Source organism: Microbulbifer sp. THAF38 (assembly GCF_009363535.1).
GTDB lineage: Bacteria > Pseudomonadota > Gammaproteobacteria > Pseudomonadales > Cellvibrionaceae > Microbulbifer.
This window is the reverse complement of record NZ_CP045369.1, coordinates 4,026,236-4,045,042: the sequence shown is the minus strand read 5'-3', so window position 1 is coordinate 4,045,042 and position 18,807 is coordinate 4,026,236. Positions and strand designations below refer to the sequence as shown.

The window sequence follows — 18,807 nt, the reverse complement described above, 5'->3', positions numbered from 1 at the left end:
CAAACCCGGCTGTTGCATATTGACCACAAAAGTTGCTTTTAGGCATAGCCATAAGGACTCACAACCGGATACAATTTTATGCGCCCAGGCGAACACACCTGAAAGCCGCTGATGCTGATTAAGAGACTGTTGATAAGGGACTAACATGGAATTTAAATTGCCCGGAGAAAATCTGCTTTTAAAGTTGTATGAGAGCCTTGCCGACAATGGAGTTCCTGCTCTTCTGGGTCCCTGGCAGAAAAGGCGTATGGCTAGAGCAGACGCTGATGCAAAGGTGATTCTTGCCCTAGCAGAAAAAGAGGCTGAAGCTATAAAAGCTGGAACTTCCCCTTACAAGTTTAAAGCTGGCGCCACCCTACTAGAGCACGCCGATGTAGAAAAAGGCCATCCAGCTCGGAAAGAGCCGACACTAAACCTCGAAGAAATGACTGCTTCTGTTGCCTCCGCTGATCTTGCCGAATCGATTCGCAGAGATGTAAATACCACTAAAGCCATCATTGTGGCTGAGAACATCCTTAGTAAAGACACCCAAGCGCCAACAAATGAAGAAATCGATGAAGATTGGTTACACAGTTGGAGGGAATATGCCGGCAAAGTTTCTGCTGAACAGCTGCAGGAGCTTTGGGGGCGCGTGCTGGCAGGGGAGGTTAAACAGCCTGGCTCATTTTCAATAAGGGCTTTAGAGTTTCTAAAGGGTTTATCCAAAAAAGAAGCGGATCTTATTGCCTGTGCTTCAAAATTTATTATCAGCGAAATAATTCATAGAGATCAAACTGACCTTTTAAATAAAGCAGGCTTAAAATTCGACCAACTACTTTATCTTCAAGAAATTGGCATTTTGGCAGGCGTCGAGTCTAGAAACCTTGGGACAAATTACCCTTCAAGACTAGCTGATTCATATGAGTCAATACTACTAGCAAAGAACAAGGCTTTAAGGATAGAACATAGCGATTCCTCCAAAAATTTGCTGGTGGAAAGTTACTCTATTACTCAGCTAGGTATTGAAATACTACGGCTCTGTGAGTTTGATATAGATGAAGAATATTTTAGAGCTGTTGCTCTGAAGGTTGCTAAGCAAGGTTACAAGGTAACTGCAGCAGATCGTGACCGAGAGGATGGGGGAAAATTTACCAACCCCCAAGAAATCAGGGTTGAAGACTACGCCCCTGTGTAAGTCGCTGAAGTAAAACTGACGCCTAGTTTTCGGCGGCTTCTTCCTTTCTATACTCGGCCTGTATGCGGCAAACTTGCGACTTGCTATAGCCGGTAGCCATGACTGTCTCGGCAAGGCTAAGCCCTTTCTCCTCTCGAAAGTAGCGCACCAGTTGGTGGCGGTCTTTATCTGCTGGTCTGCCCTGGTACTTTCCTGCCTTCTTCGCGGCTTCGATGCCCTGGCGCTGCCGGTGCTGCCGTGATTCATAATCCTTGCGCGCCATGGCGGCCATCAAATCAATCAGCATACTGTTAATTGCTTCCAGGATTGCCTCGATAACTTGGTCCCCATTGGAGACGCGCCCGCGGTCTAGCGCCAGGTAGGATGTGGGCACATCCAGACTGACTATGCGCAGCTTCTTCGCCTGTATCTGGCTTATTAATTCGCTCCAATCGTTATTGCTCAAACGGGTAAGGCGGTCGATTTGCTCCACCAGTAACACATCATTGGGCTGGCTGTCGGAAAGTAGGCGGTTTAGTTCTGGCCTCTGCAGGGTGGCGCCGCTTTGATTCTCAACATAGTAAGAGGCGATGCGCTGGCCGTAGGGTTCGACAAAGGCGTCGAGGCTGGCGCGGGCGCGGTTGGCGTTTTGTTCTTCGGTGGAGGCTCGCAGGTAGGCGCGAATAAACATATCTGTCCCTAATGGTCCCGTTTGGGTTGTCCGATTATATGCTGTCTCTTTTGGGTGGTCGCAAGCCCTTTTTGGGGTTTTGCTGTGGGTGTCTCTTTTGGGGGTGCCCTAACGAGATAGAAAAAATATTTTCTGGGTATGACTCAATGAGCTATACTTGAGGCATAATAAGAACAATAATGGATGCGCAAGGATATTCCGCGGCTATGGCACGACTTTTTATGACAATGGACTTCAGAGAGACAGCAATAGCTGAGGGCATAAGCCCAGATTCTCTCAGAAAAGCGGGCAAGCGGCTTGAGCAAGGCTCCTTCGACGCCCACATTGGGAAAAACGTATACAAGCAGAGAGTGCCGGCAAATGGCCGAGGTAAAAGGGGCGGGGCACGAACCATTGTAGCCTTTAGATCCCAGTCTGGAGATAAGGTGTTTTTCCTCTACGGTTACTCGAAAAAGAGGCAAGACAACATCGACGATGACGACGTAAAGACCTTGGAAATCTTAGCCGCACGATTACTGAATGCGTCAGACGAAGTAATAGCTGCGAGATTGAATGAAGGATATTTGGTGGAAGTTACGGTCCCTGCGGAAGCTACCGAGAAGGTTTAAGCGGGGTCTTATATAGCGACAGTGGCGTGCTGCAACGGCTCGCCGTTAGATATGCAGATTAATGTAATTAGGAGTGGCATACCGCAAAGGCGTGCCCAGAAGAAAGTGAGAAACACTATGTCCAGGTCACTAAAGGAAGTAATGCAAAATACCGCTGAGTGGATGCATGAAACCGACATGTTGGATAAGGCAGAGTATGAGGAAGTAACGAAGCTGTGTCGCCCTGATATGGACAAGCTTCCGATCCCGAAAGTAGAAAAATTTTCGGCCCAGGACGTTAAAGATATTCGTGAGCGCAACGGTGTAAGTCAGCCTGTATTCGCACAAGTATTGAATACTAGCGTTTCCTTAGTGCAGCAATGGGAACGTGGTGCTAGGACTCCGAAAGGCGCTCACGCTATGCTACTGCACCTAGTGAAACAGCGTGGTTTATCCTGTCTACTGGATAGGACTGCGTAATATGTGAGGGGGAGTGATATCCCCCCTCCTCATCCGTCGCCTACTTCAGACCCTGCGCGGTTTTCCTGATATGAGCTTTTACAACGCTGCTTTGCATGAGTAGTTTTCAAAAGCTCTTTCTCTACGCTTTTGCCCTCACTCTATCTAAGCATCTTGCTCAACTGCCACTGATATTTGAGTGAAGATTCTTATAGAAAATAAACCTTTTATGTTGCAAATAACCATAAAAAGTTTACTCTTGCTCCAATAAACAAACACAAGGGGGCATCTGGAGAATGTACGATTTCCCGGTAGTGGTAACCCAAGCCAAGAGTCATGCAGGGGTTTGGGTGGTTTGCCCGGATGTGCCGGAGCTGAACAGCTCAGGCGATACAGACGAGGAGGCTCTGGAGCAGGCGAGAGATGGATTAATTAGGTCGTTATCTCTCTATATCGACAACCGCCGACCGATCCCGGTGCCGTCAGAGCCGGAACCCGGCCAGCCCGTAATTCATTTACCGGCTTTGGTCGCTGCAAAGGTCGCCTTGTGGAATGCTATGCAAGGGCGGGGTATGCGGAAAGCGGACCTAGCCCGCTTGCTGGGATGTAGCCAGGCACAAGTGGATCGGATGCTGGACTTGACACATAGCTCAAAGTTGGAGCGCATCGAGTACGCTCTTAGGTTGTTGGGTAAGCGTTTGGGGGTGGTTGTAGCGGATAAGGAATTCAATAAAGGCTGAGAGGATCAGGATATGACCGAAGACACAAAACAAAAGAATGATGGCTGGTATGAAAAGGGAGAGACTCTAACTGATAAGTGGCTAAGGAATGGATATATACCTAACTGGTTCCGCTGGATTGAGTGGGTCACTCTTACTTGTGTATTGATTACTGCTGCCATCAAAGCAACGAATAATATAGGTCAGGTTGTCTTAGGGGCTGCAGCTGGGATATCTATTCTGTTTATATATTTTTCAGGGATGAATGGCTTTAACACATTGGTAGCAGGGCACCTAAAAAAATATAAATTAGATAATGACTTTGGGTTTTTCGTTGTAATGTTGCTAGCTTTCCTGATTCCAACGGTAATCCTTGTCGGACTTGTCACTGCGATTTTAGGCTTGGTTCCACAATAGGTGGAGGCTGTTAAGGACTTGCAAAATGGCAATACAAAAAAAAGAATTTTTCTACCACTCAAAAGACCATGGTGACGAGTGGTGGTGTTACCTAGCAAGGGACACAGAGAAGCCTTGTGAGCTATTTGTAATCGTAGAAAGATTCTATGCAGACTATAGAGCTAGTGGTGAGATTCACCGTGAGCAAATACCCCTGGCAAAGTACTTGAGCAGTGAGCAGCGCGGAAAAAGCAATTTAATAAAGCTAATCGGCGGATTAATTGGCGAATAAATCGAGGGTAAAGCATGGCTAACAACGACAAAAACCAATTAGAGCTATTTATCGCCGATATTCTCGACGTGGCGCCCAAGGGTGACATGCTGACCATGGAGCACCCTATCTTTTCCCTATCCAAACGCCGGGATACCCGAAAATGGGTTTATAAGAACGGGGAAAACTGGATCGAGGTAACGCCAAGCGCTGATGGCCGCGCAACCATGCACGGCAAAGATGTGCTGACGTATTGCACTGGTCAGGTGGTTGAAGGGATAAACCAGGGCCGCGAAGTTTTTCGCCGTATGTTAATTGCGACCCATGATTTTTTCAGGTCACTTTAGGAGCTACAGCTCAACGGGATACGCTTGCCGGATTCCGGTGGGGCGCTGGCCCAGACTTCGTGTTGAGGGTGCTCGTCAAATGGGTTCTGCAGTAGCTGGCGCAGGGTACGCAAGGGCTGGTAATCCCCACCTTCGGCAGCCTCGATAACCTTCTGCGCCAAATAGTTACGCAACAGGTATTTAGGGTTTGCCGCCAGCATGGCTCGGTTGCGGGCGCAGGAATCACTGTGCTCGCGCGCCAGGCGTCGGTCGTAGTGCTCCAGCCACTGCTCGAGAGCACTGTGCTGGGCTTCGGCGAGACATTCCTGAAGTCCTTGGGCGGGGCGCTCGCCGCGGTAGTGGGACAGGGCGCGGAAGAAGCGGGTGTAGTCCGCTTCCCCCTGTTGTAACAGCTGCAGTAGATCGGCGCACAGCGCCTGATCGCCATCCTCCTCGGTGGTAAGCCCCAACTTGGCGCGCATTCTCTCAGCATAGGCATCGGTCACCAGGGGTTGGAACTGCTCCAGGCAGTCGCGCAGCGCCTCCACGCTGACAAAGCCGGAGAGAGCATGGGCCAGGGCATTCAGGTTCCAGAGCACCACGCCGGGCTGCTGCTCGAAGGCGTAGCGACCGGTATGGTCCGAATGATTGCAGATAAAGGTGGGATCGTAGTCATCGAGAAAGGCGTAGGGGCCGTAGTCAAAGGTGTCGCCGATGATCGACATGTTGTCGGTATTCAGCACGCCGTGGGCGAAACCCACCGCCTGCCAGCCGGCCACCAGCTCGGCACTGCGTTTGGTGGTAAAGCGCAGCATGGCTTCGGCCTGCTCGCCGACATTGAGCCCTTGGGTATCGGGAACAAAACGCCGGCAAATCTCACCGATAAGCTGTTGCTGGGCCTGCAGTTGCTTGGTGTAAAACAGATATTCGAAGTGGCCGAAGCGCACATGGCTCTCGGCCACGCGGATCAGCATGGCGCCTCTTTCAATTTGCTCGCGGGTCACTGATTCGTCGCTGCCGACGATACTCAACGCGCGGGTAGAGCGAATGCCCAGGCCACTCAAGGCCTCGCCGGCGAGATATTCCCGAATGGTGGAGCGCAACACCGCGCGGCCGTCGCCAAAGCGGGAGTAGGGGGTTTGGCCGGCGCCTTTCAGGTGCAATTCCCATTCTTTGCCCTGGTGCTCTATCTCCCCCAGCAGCAGCGCGCGACCGTCACCCAGATCCGGGTTGTAGACGCCAAACTGATGGCCTGTGTACTTCATGGCGAAGGGGCGGCTGCCTTGAAACAGCTTGGCACCACAGCCCAGTTGGGCCCAGTCGGGATTGGTCGCCTCTGAAGCATCGATTCCGAGCAGCTGAAGCACCGCAGGGTTGATATCGATTAGCTGTGGGTGCTTGAAAGGCGTGGGGGCGATACGGCGGCCAAAAACATCGCCCATATCGGCGTAGTGGTGGCTGAGGGTAACTTCGCTGAGCTTCATAGGTACTGATTGTAGGTTGCAAATGGCTGCGGGCCCGCTCTAAATCGGGTCCTTGAATTGGCTGAAGAGATTAAACTGCCAGCAGGCGCAGCGGACGATTCTGCGATTGCCAGTGCTGCTCCTCCTGGTAGAGCAGCTCTTCAATGGCGGGGCTCTTGTCGAGCCAGTCCCGCGCTATCTGCAGGCGGAAGGCGTCTCCCTGGTCTGCCAGGTTAACACCCTGCAGAGTGCGTTCCGTGCGGTCGCGGTGAATAATGCAGGCCAGGCGCAGGCACAGCAGTAAATCCGGACTCGGGTGGAAACCATAGTGCTCTTTAGGAGGCTTGATGGTGCCGCGCTGGTTGCGCACCAGATAGGCCAGGTGTTCCTGCTCACCATTGGAAAATCCGGCCATATCCGCGTGCTTGATCATATAGGCACCGAGTTTTCGGAAGCTGCTGTGGGTCAGCGCCAGTCCCACTTCGTGTAACTGGATGGCCCAGCGCAGCTGCTGCCTGCCCTCGAGTGGAAATTCGGGGCGGAGTTGCTGGAGCAGTTTAAGTGCGGTGTCGTTGACGCGGCGCACCTGGTTTTGATCGATCTGCCAGCGCTGTACCACGGCGTCCACTGTGCTGGCGCGGCGATCGCCACCGTGCAGCCGCCCCGCCAGGTCGTGCACTATGCCCTCGCGGATGGCATAAGGGGAAACTTCCATACGTTGGATATCCAGCTCACAGAAGATGGCATGCAGGATTGCTAGGCCAGCGGCGAATACAGGGCGTCGCTCCTCATCGAGATTGGGCAGGTCCAGTTCGGCGATATGCTCCACCTGGGAGACTTCTTCCGCGAGCCGGTTGATATCCTCTCGCAGGATATCCGCTACTTCCCCTCCATTGAGCACTCGGGAAACCGCTTTCACACTGCCCGAGCAACCGATTACTTCCGCTTCGGCTGCGATGTGCTGCAGTTCCTGCAGCTCGGCACGGGCGGCGCGCTGTGCGCGCTTAAAATGGTTGACGGTGTTTTCGCTGATTAAGCCATCGGCAAAAAAACGTCGGCTGTAGGAAACACAGCCCATGTCCAGGCTTTGCAATTGTTGAGGGGCTTCGCTGCCGCGCACCAGTTCGGTGGAGCCTCCGCCGATATCGATGATGCAGCGAAGCCGCGGTGGACCGTCGGCAGCGGCCATTACTCCACTGTAAATTAGTCGCGCCTCCTCAATGCCGCTAATAATTTCCACGGGCACGCCGAGAATTGACTCGGCCTCTTCGAGAAAGCCATCGGCATTGGCCGCGGCGGCACGGAGGGTATTGGTGCCGACGACGCGAATATGATCGGCCGGCAGTTTTTGTAGTACCGGCTGGAAGCGGGTAAGGGCGGCCAGGGCGCGCTCAGACACTGCCGGGTCCAGGTGGTGATGGGCGTTCAACCCCTCCGCCAGGCGCACCATCGCGCGGTCTGTATGCAGGCGCACCATTCGCTGCCCACGGAATTCTGCCAGTAACAGGTGGAAGCTGTTGGAGCCGAGGTCGAGCGCGGCATAGCGTTCAATCGGTGTTTGTGTTGGCATCCTGGCACCTGCTTAAATTTAAAGAGCAAACCGCTCCTGCACTTGCAAAATCACCAAATAATTTTGGTTAGTGCGAAGTACCCTGTGGGTAAGGAGAGCTGCACGAGTTTGTTTTGAGAGAGCTCGGCTTGCGCTAAGTATACCCCTGTCATAGAGATTTCGTCTTTTTGTGGGATTTTATCCCGGTCGATCTTGTTATGATGTTTGAACTGGTAATTATGTGAAATGGTTTTCCGATGCCGAGTGATATCCCCCTCTTCCCCAAAGAACTGAGCTGGTTGTCTTTTAACGAACGGGTCTTGCAGGAGGTGGAAGATGAGAGTGTACCCATTATCGAACGGGTACACTTTCTGGGTATTTTCTCCAATAACCTGGATGAATTTTTTCGGGTGCGAGTGGCCGATGTACGTAGACTCACGGCATTTACTATTGGTGAAGAACAGAAACAGCACTTCTCTGAACTGCTGGGTCAAATTAATAGCCGGGTATTGCAGCTGCAAAGGCGCTACTCTAAAGCCTATGCCGAAGTGCTCTCGGTCCTTGGCAAGCACAATATCCACATTGTCCGGGAAACCCACCTGAATGAGCAGCAGCGGGCTTTTGTCGAAGAGTACTTTCATCGCGAGGTGCTGCCAGAGTTGGAGCCTTTCTTTATCGATGAGCGCAATACCATGCCGTTGCTCAACGAAAAGAACATTTATTTTGCAATTACCCTTGCATTAAAAGGTAACCTGCGGCGCTATGCCGCTATGGAAATTCCAACGGATACCCTCTCGCGTTTTGTGGAAATTCCAGCGCGCAAGGGTAAGCGGGAGAAAGTTTATATTGTTCTGGATAATATCATTCGCGCTTGCCTGATGGATGTGTTTCGTCATGTGCTGCCGATTCTCTCCGCCCAGGCTTATATGTTTAAGATCAGCCGCGATGCAGAATTGGAAGTCAGTGAGGAGGTTACCCAGAATCTTGTTGACCGCGTTGAGCGATCATTAAAACAAAGAAAATATGCAGACCCGGTGCGCCTGGCCTATGATGCCGAAATGCCCAAAGCACTGTTGGGGCTGGTGAAGAAAAAGTTAAAAATGGGCCGCTATGACAGCTACACCCCAGGTGGGCGGTATCACAATTCCAAAGACCTGATGGGCTTTGCCAGTGACTCGCGTAGTCATCGCTACAAGCGCATGGCACCATTGCCTACCCTACCGGTCAACGAGAGTATTTTTGCACAATTGAGGCTAGGTGATCAGCTTTTCTATTACCCCTACCACGACTTTCGTGCGATCACCAATTTCCTCGCGTCGGCAGCCATAGACCCCAAGGTCAGGGAAATTCGAATCAGCCTCTACCGGGTGGCAAAAAATTCACGGGTGGTGGCCGCACTAATCAATGCGGTGAGAAACAATAAAAAAGTGATTGCCGTAGTGGAGCTGAGGGCGAGCTTCGATGAAATGGCCAATATCCACTGGTCTCATGAATTGAGAGAAGCCGGTGTTCAGGTGGTCTACGGAATACCAGGGCTGAAAGTACATGCCAAATTAATTTCTGTGGTGCGTCGGGAGGAAGGCAAAAACCGTTTTTATACTCATTTGGGCACTGGTAATTTCAATGAAAACACCGCACGTATTTATTGTGATTTTAGCTTGCTGACCAATAACCAGTCGGTTGGCCGTGAAATATACAATGTATTTGAATTTATGCGCTCCCCGGATAAGCGGCCTGTTTATAGAAATATCATTGTTTCACCATTTAATCTGCGCAATTCCTTAGAAGAAGCCATCGAGCGGGAGATAGAAGCGGCCAAGGAAGGGCGTGAGGCTGGGCTGTTTTTTAAATGCAATAACCTGGTCGACAGCCAGGTGATTGAGCAACTCTATAGGGCCAGTGCAGCTGGGGTAAAAATAAAATTGCTGATTCGCGGTATGTGTTCGCTAATCTGTGAAACTCCCGGATTGTCTGACAATATCCAAGCCATCAGCCTGGTCGATAAATACCTGGAACACGCGCGCGTGTACATTTTCCATAATGGTGGCGAGGAGATTATGTGGATGTCCTCTGCTGATCTGATGAAGCGCAATTTGGACCAGCGGGTGGAGGTCACTTTTCCGGTATCCAACCCGGAGCATCGCAAGACCATCAGGCATATTTTGGATTTGCAGTGGAGCGATAATCAGAAAGCGAGAATTTTGGATGCCACGCAGAGTAATACACGCCTGGCCAATCGAGAGGGAAAAAGTTGTCGCGCCCAGGATGCTATTTACGGTTACCTGAAACGCCTCGGTCAGGAAGATTAATCCAGTATGGAGACTAATAAATTAGAACGCTAAGGCAAGGTATTCCTGATTGGTATCTCACGATGGCTCATTTGCGGCTGGCCGAGTCGCTATCTCACTGGGCTGAAGCCCACCAATTTGCCGCGGCTGAATGAGAAGCGGTAGCGCTGCCCTATGCGCAATTGCTCGGCGCAGGGAGATTGAATAATCATACGCGGATACTGCGGGGTAACGACCCAGGTTTGGAAGTCATTACCGGGTCCGCGTCCGATTAAGTAGTAGTAATTCCCTCTTCTGCAAAAGGCGCTCGGCGCACAACGTTCGCTGCCCCACACATAAGCCAGTACATCGTATTGCATTGGCACGCTGGTTTTTTCTTGAAATGGCTGACGCTCACTGCCGGTAAAGGTATACAGGCTGTCGAAAGGAATCTGGCGAAATCCTTGCGCAGGGGTTGCACAGCTAACGACTTGAGGCTTTCCGGTGATACGGGCGTGAGGAGGCGGTGCCTTTTCCTTGCCGGGGATGGTCATTTCGCTGGGCAGATAACCGCAGCCGCTGGCCGTTAATAGAGCCAGGGCCGCGAGGGTTGCGGCCCATGCAAATATGCGCACTGTTCACCTGTTCGAATTGTGGGGGCCTCCTACCAATATAGCCATAGTTTGCGCGCTTATTTGTTCCGTGCGATGGCCGGGGCGCGGCGGTGAAAGCGCCATTTGCGCCGGTAGGGGAAGGCACTTTCCACGTGTCCGGCGCAGATTCGATCTTGCAGACGTCTCCAATAACGATAGTCGTAGAGATCGCTGTGTAGCCTCTCAAAAGCGGCACGCGCGATGGGGTTGCCAGAGAAGAACAGGCGAAATTCTTCTGGGAAAACATCCGCCTCATCCACGGTGTACCAGGGTTTATCCGCCAGCTCCTGCTCGGGGGTTTGCGCCTCGGGAATCTTGCGGAAGTTGCATTCGGTCAGGGGGCAAAGTTCGTCGTAATCGTAGAAAACCACACGGCCGTGACGGGTCACACCAAAATTCTTGAGGAGCATATCGCCGGGGAAGATATTGGCTGCCGCCAATTGTTTGATGGCGTTGCCATACTCCTCCATGGCCTCGCGGGTTTCCTCCTCGCTGGCGCTTTGCAGATAGAGGTTAAGGGGTTCCATACGCCGCTCAACATAGAGGTGCTTGATGATCACCCATTTTTCATTAATAACCAGTTTGGAGGGCGCGACTTCCTGCAGTTCACGCAGCAACTCCTCGCTAAAGCGATTGCGATAGAAGATGAAGTTGGTGTACTCCTGGGTATCGGCCATGCGCCCAACCCGGTCGGAGCGGGATACAAATTTGTATTTATCCCGCACAATTTCTTCCGTGACGGTTTTGGGGCGGTCGAAGCGGTCCTTGATGACTTTGAAAACAACCGGGTAGGAGGGCAGGGTAAATACACTCATCACCATGCCTTTGATACCGGGGGCGATCACAAATTGGTCGCTGCTTACCTTCATATGCGCCAGGACATGGCGATAGAATTCCGTCTTGCCATGCTTGTGGAAGCCGATGGAATTGTACAGTTCTGACTTTTCCTTAAGCGGCATAATAGTGGAGAGGAAGCGCACAAAGCGCGAGGGGATAGGCGCATCCACCATAAAATAGGAGCGGGTGAAACTGAAGATGATACTGGCGGAGTCGTTGCTGTGCAGCAAGGTATCTACAAAAATGCCGCCGCGACCGTTATTCAAGCAGGGCAGAATAATCGGCACCACTTCGCCATTGAAAATCATACGCCCAACCAGATAGGCGGCCTTATTGCGGTAGAAAACTGACTCCAGCATATCCACACGCAGTTGTTTCTCATTCTCCAGGTTGGCCAGCGGTGCCTCGCGCAGGGCCGCGCAAATATTTTCTATATCCCGCTGCATGTTTTCCCAGGGTGCGGAAAAACTGAAGTCTTTAAGGATGTCCTCGATCATGTATTCGAGTCCATCACGCCCGCTGTAGCTGATATAAATGCTGTAATCTCGCAGCGGTTTGTCGTCTGGAGCGCGTGAGGGCTTGACGAAAATATTTCTGTCGTGAATATCCGCGTGATGGAACTGGCTGCAGAACACAGAGTTAAAGAAGGTTTCTGCGATCTCGTAATTACTGTGATTGGCGATCAACTGCGCGTAGGTGGCGCGGGCATCTCTCCAAAGTTCCAGCTGGCTGGTGTCTTTACTGGTCACCGAATGCACCAGTTTGAGCACCTGGTTGACCTTGGTCTTGTATAGGTCAATACGCTCCTTGTTGGCATCATGAACGGCCTGCCAGGAGGCGGTCTCAAAGCGTGCCTTGGCGCCTAGAGTGATGTTCTGGTAGTCTGCGAAATACGCATCAAAACCATTCAGGATGGTCTTAGCGATGCGGCGGGCGGTCGGTGAGTGATTTGTCATGCACTAGACTTGGTTTCTGGGTTACAGGTTAAGCATTTGTCCGGGGGAGCTGTTTTGGGCGGCTGACGGGAGTATCAGTATCCCGTGCCTTTCCAGATTCTACCGCCACGGCGCTTGCCGATCTCCCCGCGGCAGGGAATAAGCGGATAGTAGCACGGCACGCCGGAGTACCGATTGAACGATTGGATCAGTAGTTTTGTCTTTTTCTTTGCGGTGATCGACCCGGTGGGCACCCTGCCGGTATTTATTGCGGTCACTTCCCGTCACGCCGAATGGCAAAAACGCAAAATCGCCTGGTTGGCGGTATTGGTGGCCGCCGGCATCTTGTTGTTCTTTTTGTTGGCTGGCCAGTTCCTGCTGGAAGCTATCGGTGTACCGCTTTCCGCCTTCCAGGTAGCCGGTGGGGTGGTGCTGTTCCTGTTCGCCCTCACCATGATCTTTGGCGACAGTAAGCCCGAGCAGGAGATGGAGATCGTTCGCGAGGGTCATGAGACTGCCATATTTCCACTGGCGGTGCCCTCCATTGCCTCGCCGGGCGCCATGTTGGCGGCCGTGGTGCTGACTGATAACCATCGTTTCGACATGATGCACCAATTCAATACCGCCACGGCCATGTTTGCGGTGTTGGGCATTGTGCTGGCGTTGCTGCTCACTGCGAACTGGATATACCGCTTTATAGGTGATGCCGGCGCCAGTATTGTCAGCCGGGTGATGGGGCTCATCCTCGCCTCAGTAGCCACCACCAATGTATTGCTGGGGATTCAGCAGTTCTTTTCCATCTAAGCCCTCTAGGCTTGGAACAATAAACACCCCGAAAGCCTGTCGGGGTGTTTGCCTGGGGGTCAATTATCGATCCGATTTGAACATTATCTAGGGCTACTTTTCGCCCATTACTGAGGTCTTACTAAATAACCCCACTACTGCAAACAGTCATGTACTCAGCTTGAGTACTGTGGATCAAGGGTTTTTAGCAGTCGACCATTATGTTGGAAGTTATACGGCTTATTTCTAAAAGCATATTCACTTTTTCTTGCAGACTATCCTGAATATAAAAGCTTTATAGGATAAGTGTCCCTAAGGTACTTTTAAGACGCTAAGGTAGGGCTGCTTGGTAAAGTAGATACGGCAATCTACCTATTAAAAAGTACTTTTTACCCAGAATGTCCCAGGTTGAGTGAGAGGGTGTCATTTACTGCTTTAGGGGAAGCATTTATAACGGTTAGGTTTATTCCCGCGCGCCAGGATTATGAAAGACAGAATAATAAGACAGCGGTTACTGAATTTCTGGCATGCTGTTTTCAAATCTTGGTACTTTCGTCCCGCTTTATGTGTTTTCCTACTTCTCTTTGTCTATACGGTTTTTTTATCCAATGCGTCGGTTTGGGCACATGCGCCCCTGGATGTAACTGTTAGCGAGAAGGGCGAAAAGTCCACCGGTCTCCATGCCATCTGGCATGACGAGCGTGGTGAGAGCGATATTTATACTGCGCGACAAGCCAATGAACTTGGGGAGTTTCGCACTCTGGAGACGGCTGGCTCCACAGGCCTAAGTGCTGGTGTCTTCTGGTCTCACTTTACTCTGCGCAATCGTGACAGCCAGCCTACAACCCTCCATATCGAGTATGTTGACCACCAGCTGGTGGGTTTACAGGCTTTCAGTCGGGAGGCTGCTAGCGGTGATCTCTATCACGAGATCAGCCACCTCTCTATTTACGAACCTTTTGCCAGCCGGCAGGTGGCCCATAACCGCTTTGTTTTTCCAATTACCATTGCACCGGGGGTCACTCAGGAGTTGATGGTGAGGTTCGATGTTGGTGATTTGGGCGTGGCATTTCCCAGTCTGCGTATCTGGAGCCCTCAGGCGTTACAACAGAACAGTAAAGGCGAAACCAGCTTGATTGCCTTTCTATTTGGGGGCTACTTCCTAATGGCACTCTTCGCTTTGGTAGGAGCGATCGCGATTAAAGAGAAGATTCTCTATATCTACTCTTTTTACTGCGCCAGCAAAATTCTGGTGTGGGGCACGGTGTTGGGATATACCCATCAATACCTGATGACAGCCAGCTCCCACTGGGGGTATGCCTCACTGAGTGGGGCTGTGGCGATTATGGCCGGACTTGTTTTTGCGCGGACATTTCTCGAAACCCGCCAGTTCACTCCAAAACTGGATGTTCTTTTGCAGCTGATGATGCTCAATGCTGCTTTCCTGATCGGTTGCGTGCTATTGGAGCTAAAGGCCCTCTCCCAGATCTCAATGATCATCGCTTTGCTGTGTTACCCAATAGTGGTTCCCATTGCTATGACGCGCTGGCGCCAGGGAGAAAATGCCGCAGGGGTCTTTGCCTTGGGCTGGGCCACCCTGGTACTGGGATTACTGGTGCAGGCAATGCGCGATCTCGGCTTTGTGGTACACAACCCAGTCAACTACTACTGGCCGCCGGTGGCCTCCTTTGTGGAGATGCTGGCGATTATGGGCGCGATTGGTTTAATGGTGCAGCGCTTGCGCTTGCAGAAGGATAGAGCGGAAAAAAAATATCTGCAGCAGCTGGAAATTTCCAAGTCCGATCTGGAAGAACTGGTGCAGTCACGTACCAGAGAATTGGAAGCAGCCAAGACCAGGGCGGAACTGGAAGCGCGCACAGATCCCCTTACCGGTATTCATAACCGACGCAGCTTCTTTGAAGAATCTAATCGGCTGCTCAAGCTAGCTCAGCGCAAGGGGATTTCCCTTGGCATTTTGATGCTGGATATCGATCGTTTTAAATCCATTAATGATCGCCACGGCCATCTGATTGGCGATCAGGCCCTCTGTGCCACCGCAAGGGTAATTTCTCAGCATGTACGCGAAGTAGATGTGTTTGGTCGCATAGGCGGTGAAGAATTTGCATTGCTGGTTAGTGCTGATGGCCCGGGCACATTGGTGATCGCCGAGCGAATCCACAGGGATATCGCCAAAATTATGATTAAGTCCGCACAGGGGCCGGTGCAATTTACCGCTAGTATCGGAGTGGCCCAGTTGCGAGGGCAGGGCGATGTATTGGAGTTATTACAGCATGCCGACAACGCCCTCTACCGAGCCAAAAGGAGCGGACGCAACCGCGTGTTGGAGTATGAAACAGTGGAATCCTGAACTACTGCACGTAGGTCACGGCGTTCAGCACTCTGAGGCGAACATTTTCCGGCAAGGGCACTAAACCAATATTACCGGCTTCCGCCTGGGAATTTTGATTCAACATAAATACCAGCATTTGTCGCAGGGCCTGAGCGATATTGTCTTCCTGGTTGGCGTAGAGCAGTAGCCAGGAAAAACTGGTAATCGGGTAGGCATCCTTGCCCTTGGGGTCCCAAACCCAGGCGATCAGGTTGGGTGCACCGCTCACCGGTAGCTTGCTATCGGGGAATTCCACTTCTTCCAAAGCCGCTGCTCCACTCTTCGCGTTGGCCTCTATAAACCTGCCCGCACGATTCTCCAGGATTGCTACCGGTAAATTAACTATGTTGGCGAAGCCGTGCTCTACATAGCCAATAGCGCCTGGAATTTCTCTTACCTTGGCCGCCACGCCCTGGTTGCCGGGTGCCCGTTTGAAGGTTGATAACCTGGGCCAGTCGGGGGTACGGTCGAGCCCAATATTTTGGCGAAATTCTTCACTGACAGTGCTGAGGTGGCCGGAAAAAATATAGGATGTGCCAGAGCTCTCGGAGCGGGTGACCACGGAAATTTCTGTGCGCGGCAATTTAATGTCGGGATTACTGGCGGCGATAATTGGGTCGTCCCAGTGGCGGACCTTACCCATAAAAATGCCCACATAGGCTTTCCGCGATAACTTTAATGTGTCGATACCCGGCAAGTTAAACACCAATACCACCTGCCCAGCGGTGACGGGCAATACAACACCGCCCTCTTTGACCTTTTTTAGCTCATCGATCTCTATAGCCGCGTCGGAGGCGGCAAAATTTACGGTGTGGCCGAGAAAATCCCGGATACCGTCGCCGCTGCTACTCATTTCGTAAAAAATAAAAATATTGTTTTCACGGTGGGTGAACTGACGAAACCACTCTACATAAATCGGGTAAGGGAAACTGGCGCCACTGCCCCGTAAGTTAACGGGGTTCTCGGGTACCTGGGCTTGAAGTTGCAGGCCAGAAAGTGGGATGCCAGTGGCCACCACCAGGATGACCGCAAGGCGGCGTAGCACAGCGGCGCACCTCGATAACATGGGGTACCTCAACTTAATGGCCGCCGGCCTCTTATTGGAAACCGGCGGCGAGCCGCAAAAAAGGGCTTCAATAGAAAAATTCTAGCAGGGCTGGCGACGCCGAGTGAAAATGCGCCGTCCCGCTGATACTAGCTACCCACTTCGCCGCCGTCGTCCCGGTAGATGGCCAATACCGAGGGGCGCGGTGGTAGCTCTGGGTTGTTATCCGGCCAGCGGTGCAGGGGTTGGTCGTAGGTAGAATTGAGGGCATCGGCGGGGTGTTGCACCGAGACAAACAGGGTTTTGCCATCGGGGGTAAACTCTGGACCGCATACTTCGGCGCCCCGGGGGCAACCAAAGAAATGCTTGGGCGCGGCGCGCAGTGGGCCCTCGGTGGCCATAGCCCAGAGTCCATCGTGAAAGCCGAAGCTCTCACAGCCGTCTGTGGCGACCCACATATTGCCCTGGGGGTCGAAGGCGACATTATCCGGATTGGCAAACCAGCCGTGACTGGAAATGTTGTAGCTGGATTGCTGGCCGTAGGCGCCGCGCTCCAAGGGATTTTCGGCATTGGGGTTACCACCCAGAAGAAACTGCCGCCAGCGAAACTTGTCGCTAGCGTGGTCTCTTACGCCACTTTTTCCAGGGGGAACAACTTCCAAAATATGCCCGGCAGCGTTGCGTGCGCGGGGATTGGCAGCATCCACTCTATCCTCGGCGCGGCTTTTATTCTTGGTTAGCATTACATAGGTGCAGTCGTTGTGGGGATTGGTCTCCACATCCTCCGGGCGATCCATGGGGGTAGCGCCCAGCAGTGCGGCGGCTCGGCGAACATCAATCAAGACATCTGCCTGGTTGTGAAAACCATTTTTACTGCTTAGAGGCCCCTGCCCGAATACCAGTGGCAGCCACTGTCCGCTGCCGTCCTGATCAAAACGTGCGGTATAGAGTGTGCCCTCGGTCAGTAACTTGCGATTGTGGACCGGATCTTGTGGAAGGTAAGCCTCTTTCGAGACATAGCGGTAGACAAACTGGCCCTCGTCGTCATCGCCGCCATAGGCCACTACAGGTTGGTTTGGCTTGCATACCAGGGTAAAGCCCTCGTGTTCAAACCGGCCCAGGTTGGTCAGTTTGCGCGGAGTGGACTGGGGATCGTAGGGATCGTACTCCACCATCCAGCCAAAGCGGTTGGGCTCGTTGGGTTCGTGCTGGATATCAAAACGCCGGTCGTATTCGCCCAAGTTGCGGTTGTGGGGTGTTATACCGAAATCGCGATGATTGTGTGCCTCGCGAGGGTCCTCGATCTTGTCGGGGTCACCCTGGAAAGCGCCGCCAAATCCCTCTTCGGCCACCAACACCGTGCCCCAGGGGGTTTTGCCACCGGCGCAGTTGCCAATGGTGCCGAGCACCTGGGTGCCAGAGGGATCTGCAGTGGTTTGCAGGCGCTTGTCCCCGGCGGCGGGGCCGCTAATTTGCATCGGCGTGGTCGAGGTGATGCGGCGGTTATAGGGGCTGTCTAAGACAGGCTGCCAGCCTTTGCCTGCGCGCTTGATTTCCACAACCGAGTGCCCGCAGGCGGCCATTTCTATTGCGACGTGCTCTGCGCTGACACCACGGGTGGCACTATATTCATCGTTATAGCCGGAAAACATCAGGTGCGGCTGGGTATATTCGTGGTTTACACACAGCAGGCCGCGATCGCTATTGCCGCTCTGGCAGTGAATATCACCGCGCCCCGCAGGGGTATCCTCTGCCAGTGGCATAAAGGCGATAAAGTCATTGTTGTAGCCAAAGCGTTGCGATTGACTCTGTGCCGTCAGTTTTTTCGGATCAAACTGCTCGATGTTATCGACAATGGGGTCGCCCCAGCTCAGCAGAATATCAGCGCTATAACCCTGCGGCAGGTGATGGTTGAAATCCAAGCTATGGGGAATTTCCTGGAAAGAAAGATTCTTCTGTTTATGCTCCGAGCCACAACCGGGAATAAAACTGGTGGCCGCGCCCGCAGCAGTGGCACCGCCTATGGCTTTGAGTAGCTTTCGGCGGCCAGGATTTTTCGGGAAATCTTTCATTACAGCTGCTCCATTGCAGGAAACCTGAGAAAAGGCTTTTATTGGACTACTAAAAAATCATAAGGTGGAAATTATTGTATTTTCTGGCTACCTCTACTGGTGACTCATCTATTAAGTTCAGTCTGCTTAGTTCAGTCTGCTTAGTTCAGTCTGCTTAGTTCAGTCTGCTTAGTTCAGTCTGCTTAGTTCAGTCTGCTTAGTTCAGTTTGCTT

At 52.3% G+C, this 18,807-nt stretch carries 17 protein-coding genes; 10 read left to right on the top strand and 7 right to left on the bottom strand.

Features of this window, described 5'->3' with window-relative positions:
• Nucleotides 1-145 precede the first annotated feature (145 nt).
• Nucleotides 146-1,174, top strand: coding sequence for a DUF2806 domain-containing protein (locus tag FIU95_RS17515; RefSeq protein ID WP_152455005.1), 1,029 nt, complete (start codon nucleotides 146-148; stop codon nucleotides 1,172-1,174).
• Between the two features lie 22 nt (nucleotides 1,175-1,196).
• On the opposite strand, the gene FIU95_RS17510 is transcribed toward FIU95_RS17515, so the two are convergent.
• Nucleotides 1,197-1,844 (bottom strand): recombinase family protein, encoded by a 648-nt coding sequence (locus FIU95_RS17510; RefSeq protein WP_152455003.1) that lies wholly within the window; start codon nucleotides 1,842-1,844, stop codon nucleotides 1,197-1,199.
• Nucleotides 1,845-2,050: 206 nt separating this feature from the next.
• On the opposite strand from FIU95_RS17510, the gene FIU95_RS17505 reads away from it, so the two are divergent.
• The 6 genes from FIU95_RS17505 to FIU95_RS17480 all read left to right on the top strand — a co-directional run bounded on the left by FIU95_RS17505 (nucleotide 2,051) and on the right by FIU95_RS17480 (nucleotide 4,623).
• Nucleotides 2,051-2,452: a type II toxin-antitoxin system RelE/ParE family toxin gene (locus FIU95_RS17505; protein ID WP_172975446.1), complete on the top strand. Its 402-nt coding sequence runs from the start codon at nucleotides 2,051-2,053 to the stop codon at nucleotides 2,450-2,452.
• Between the two features lie 117 nt (nucleotides 2,453-2,569).
• Complete coding sequence (locus FIU95_RS17500) at nucleotides 2,570-2,911, top strand: DNA-binding transcriptional regulator (RefSeq protein ID WP_152454999.1); 342 nt, start codon at nucleotides 2,570-2,572, stop codon at nucleotides 2,909-2,911.
• 275 nt (nucleotides 2,912-3,186) lie between these two features.
• Nucleotides 3,187-3,630 carry a type II toxin-antitoxin system HicB family antitoxin gene (locus FIU95_RS17495; RefSeq protein WP_152454997.1) on the top strand — a complete coding sequence of 148 codons (444 nt, stop codon included), beginning with the start codon at nucleotides 3,187-3,189 and terminating at the stop codon, nucleotides 3,628-3,630.
• Nucleotides 3,631-3,642: 12 nt separating this feature from the next.
• Nucleotides 3,643-4,026, top strand: a complete 384-nt coding sequence (locus FIU95_RS17490) for a hypothetical protein (protein WP_152454995.1) — start codon at nucleotides 3,643-3,645, stop codon at nucleotides 4,024-4,026.
• Between the two features lie 25 nt (nucleotides 4,027-4,051).
• Nucleotides 4,052-4,297, top strand: coding sequence for a hypothetical protein (locus FIU95_RS17485; protein WP_152454993.1), 246 nt, complete (start codon nucleotides 4,052-4,054; stop codon nucleotides 4,295-4,297).
• Between the two features lie 14 nt (nucleotides 4,298-4,311).
• Complete coding sequence (locus FIU95_RS17480) at nucleotides 4,312-4,623, top strand: replication initiator protein A (protein WP_152454991.1); 312 nt, start codon at nucleotides 4,312-4,314, stop codon at nucleotides 4,621-4,623.
• Here the strand turns inward: FIU95_RS17480 and FIU95_RS17475 are convergent.
• Complete coding sequence (locus FIU95_RS17475; RefSeq protein WP_152454989.1) at nucleotides 4,620-6,086, bottom strand: YdiU family protein; 1,467 nt, start codon at nucleotides 6,084-6,086, stop codon at nucleotides 4,620-4,622. The two genes, FIU95_RS17480 and FIU95_RS17475, sit on opposite strands and share 4 nt — an antisense overlap.
• A 70-nt stretch (nucleotides 6,087-6,156) precedes the next feature.
• Nucleotides 6,157-7,635: a Ppx/GppA phosphatase family protein gene (locus FIU95_RS17470; protein WP_152454987.1), complete on the bottom strand. Its 1,479-nt coding sequence runs from the start codon at nucleotides 7,633-7,635 to the stop codon at nucleotides 6,157-6,159.
• A 236-nt stretch (nucleotides 7,636-7,871) separates the two neighbouring features.
• Between FIU95_RS17470 and ppk1 the strand changes: the two genes are divergently transcribed.
• Nucleotides 7,872-9,923, top strand: coding sequence for a polyphosphate kinase 1 (ppk1, locus tag FIU95_RS17465; protein WP_152454985.1), 2,052 nt, complete (start codon nucleotides 7,872-7,874; stop codon nucleotides 9,921-9,923).
• Between the two features lie 89 nt (nucleotides 9,924-10,012).
• Here the strand turns inward: ppk1 and FIU95_RS17460 are convergent, their stop codons facing one another.
• Complete coding sequence (locus tag FIU95_RS17460; protein WP_152454983.1) at nucleotides 10,013-10,516, bottom strand: hypothetical protein; 504 nt, start codon at nucleotides 10,514-10,516, stop codon at nucleotides 10,013-10,015.
• Nucleotides 10,517-10,572: 56 nt separating this feature from the next.
• Nucleotides 10,573-12,327 carry a bifunctional isocitrate dehydrogenase kinase/phosphatase gene (gene aceK, locus FIU95_RS17455; protein WP_152454981.1) on the bottom strand — a complete coding sequence of 585 codons (1,755 nt, stop codon included), beginning with the start codon at nucleotides 12,325-12,327 and terminating at the stop codon, nucleotides 10,573-10,575.
• A 174-nt stretch (nucleotides 12,328-12,501) separates the two neighbouring features.
• Between aceK and FIU95_RS17450 the strand changes: the two genes are divergently transcribed.
• Both FIU95_RS17450 and FIU95_RS17445 read left to right on the top strand, forming a co-directional pair.
• Nucleotides 12,502-13,110: a MarC family protein gene (locus tag FIU95_RS17450; protein ID WP_152454979.1), complete on the top strand. Its 609-nt coding sequence runs from the start codon at nucleotides 12,502-12,504 to the stop codon at nucleotides 13,108-13,110.
• A 463-nt stretch (nucleotides 13,111-13,573) separates the two neighbouring features.
• Nucleotides 13,574-15,457, top strand: coding sequence for a diguanylate cyclase (locus FIU95_RS17445; RefSeq protein ID WP_152454977.1), 1,884 nt, complete (start codon nucleotides 13,574-13,576; stop codon nucleotides 15,455-15,457).
• 1 nt (nucleotide 15,458) lies between these two features.
• Here the strand turns inward: FIU95_RS17445 and pstS are convergent, their stop codons facing one another.
• Both pstS and FIU95_RS17435 read right to left on the bottom strand, forming a co-directional pair.
• Nucleotides 15,459-16,523, bottom strand: a complete 1,065-nt coding sequence (pstS, locus tag FIU95_RS17440) for a phosphate ABC transporter substrate-binding protein PstS (protein ID WP_253868722.1) — start codon at nucleotides 16,521-16,523, stop codon at nucleotides 15,459-15,461.
• Nucleotides 16,524-16,672: 149 nt separating this feature from the next.
• Nucleotides 16,673-18,595 carry a PhoX family phosphatase gene (locus FIU95_RS17435; RefSeq protein WP_152454973.1) on the bottom strand — a complete coding sequence of 641 codons (1,923 nt, stop codon included), beginning with the start codon at nucleotides 18,593-18,595 and terminating at the stop codon, nucleotides 16,673-16,675.
• Nucleotides 18,596-18,807: the final 212 nt, after the last annotated feature.

Excerpts from the sequence above, each read along its gene's own strand:
- ppk1 (WP_152454985.1), top strand. The coding sequence starts at position 7,872 with ATGCCGAGTGATATCCCCCTCTTCCCCAAAGAACTGAGCTGGTTGTCT.
- FIU95_RS17495 (WP_152454997.1), top strand. The coding sequence starts at position 3,187 with ATGTACGATTTCCCGGTAGTGGTAACCCAAGCCAAGAGTCATGCAGGG.
- FIU95_RS17475 (WP_152454989.1), bottom strand. The coding sequence starts at position 6,086 with ATGAAGCTCAGCGAAGTTACCCTCAGCCACCACTACGCCGATATGGGC.
- FIU95_RS17470 (WP_152454987.1), bottom strand. The coding sequence starts at position 7,635 with ATGCCAACACAAACACCGATTGAACGCTATGCCGCGCTCGACCTCGGC.
- FIU95_RS17510 (WP_152455003.1), bottom strand. The coding sequence starts at position 1,844 with ATGTTTATTCGCGCCTACCTGCGAGCCTCCACCGAAGAACAAAACGCC.
- FIU95_RS17505 (WP_172975446.1), top strand. The coding sequence starts at position 2,051 with ATGGCACGACTTTTTATGACAATGGACTTCAGAGAGACAGCAATAGCT.
- FIU95_RS17485 (WP_152454993.1), top strand. The coding sequence starts at position 4,052 with ATGGCAATACAAAAAAAAGAATTTTTCTACCACTCAAAAGACCATGGT.
- FIU95_RS17435 (WP_152454973.1), bottom strand. The coding sequence starts at position 18,595 with ATGAAAGATTTCCCGAAAAATCCTGGCCGCCGAAAGCTACTCAAAGCC.
- FIU95_RS17480 (WP_152454991.1), top strand. The coding sequence starts at position 4,312 with ATGGCTAACAACGACAAAAACCAATTAGAGCTATTTATCGCCGATATT.
- aceK (WP_152454981.1), bottom strand. The coding sequence starts at position 12,327 with ATGACAAATCACTCACCGACCGCCCGCCGCATCGCTAAGACCATCCTG.
- FIU95_RS17490 (WP_152454995.1), top strand. The coding sequence starts at position 3,643 with ATGACCGAAGACACAAAACAAAAGAATGATGGCTGGTATGAAAAGGGA.
- FIU95_RS17445 (WP_152454977.1), top strand. The coding sequence starts at position 13,574 with ATGAAAGACAGAATAATAAGACAGCGGTTACTGAATTTCTGGCATGCT.
- FIU95_RS17500 (WP_152454999.1), top strand. The coding sequence starts at position 2,570 with ATGTCCAGGTCACTAAAGGAAGTAATGCAAAATACCGCTGAGTGGATG.
- FIU95_RS17515 (WP_152455005.1), top strand. The coding sequence starts at position 146 with ATGGAATTTAAATTGCCCGGAGAAAATCTGCTTTTAAAGTTGTATGAG.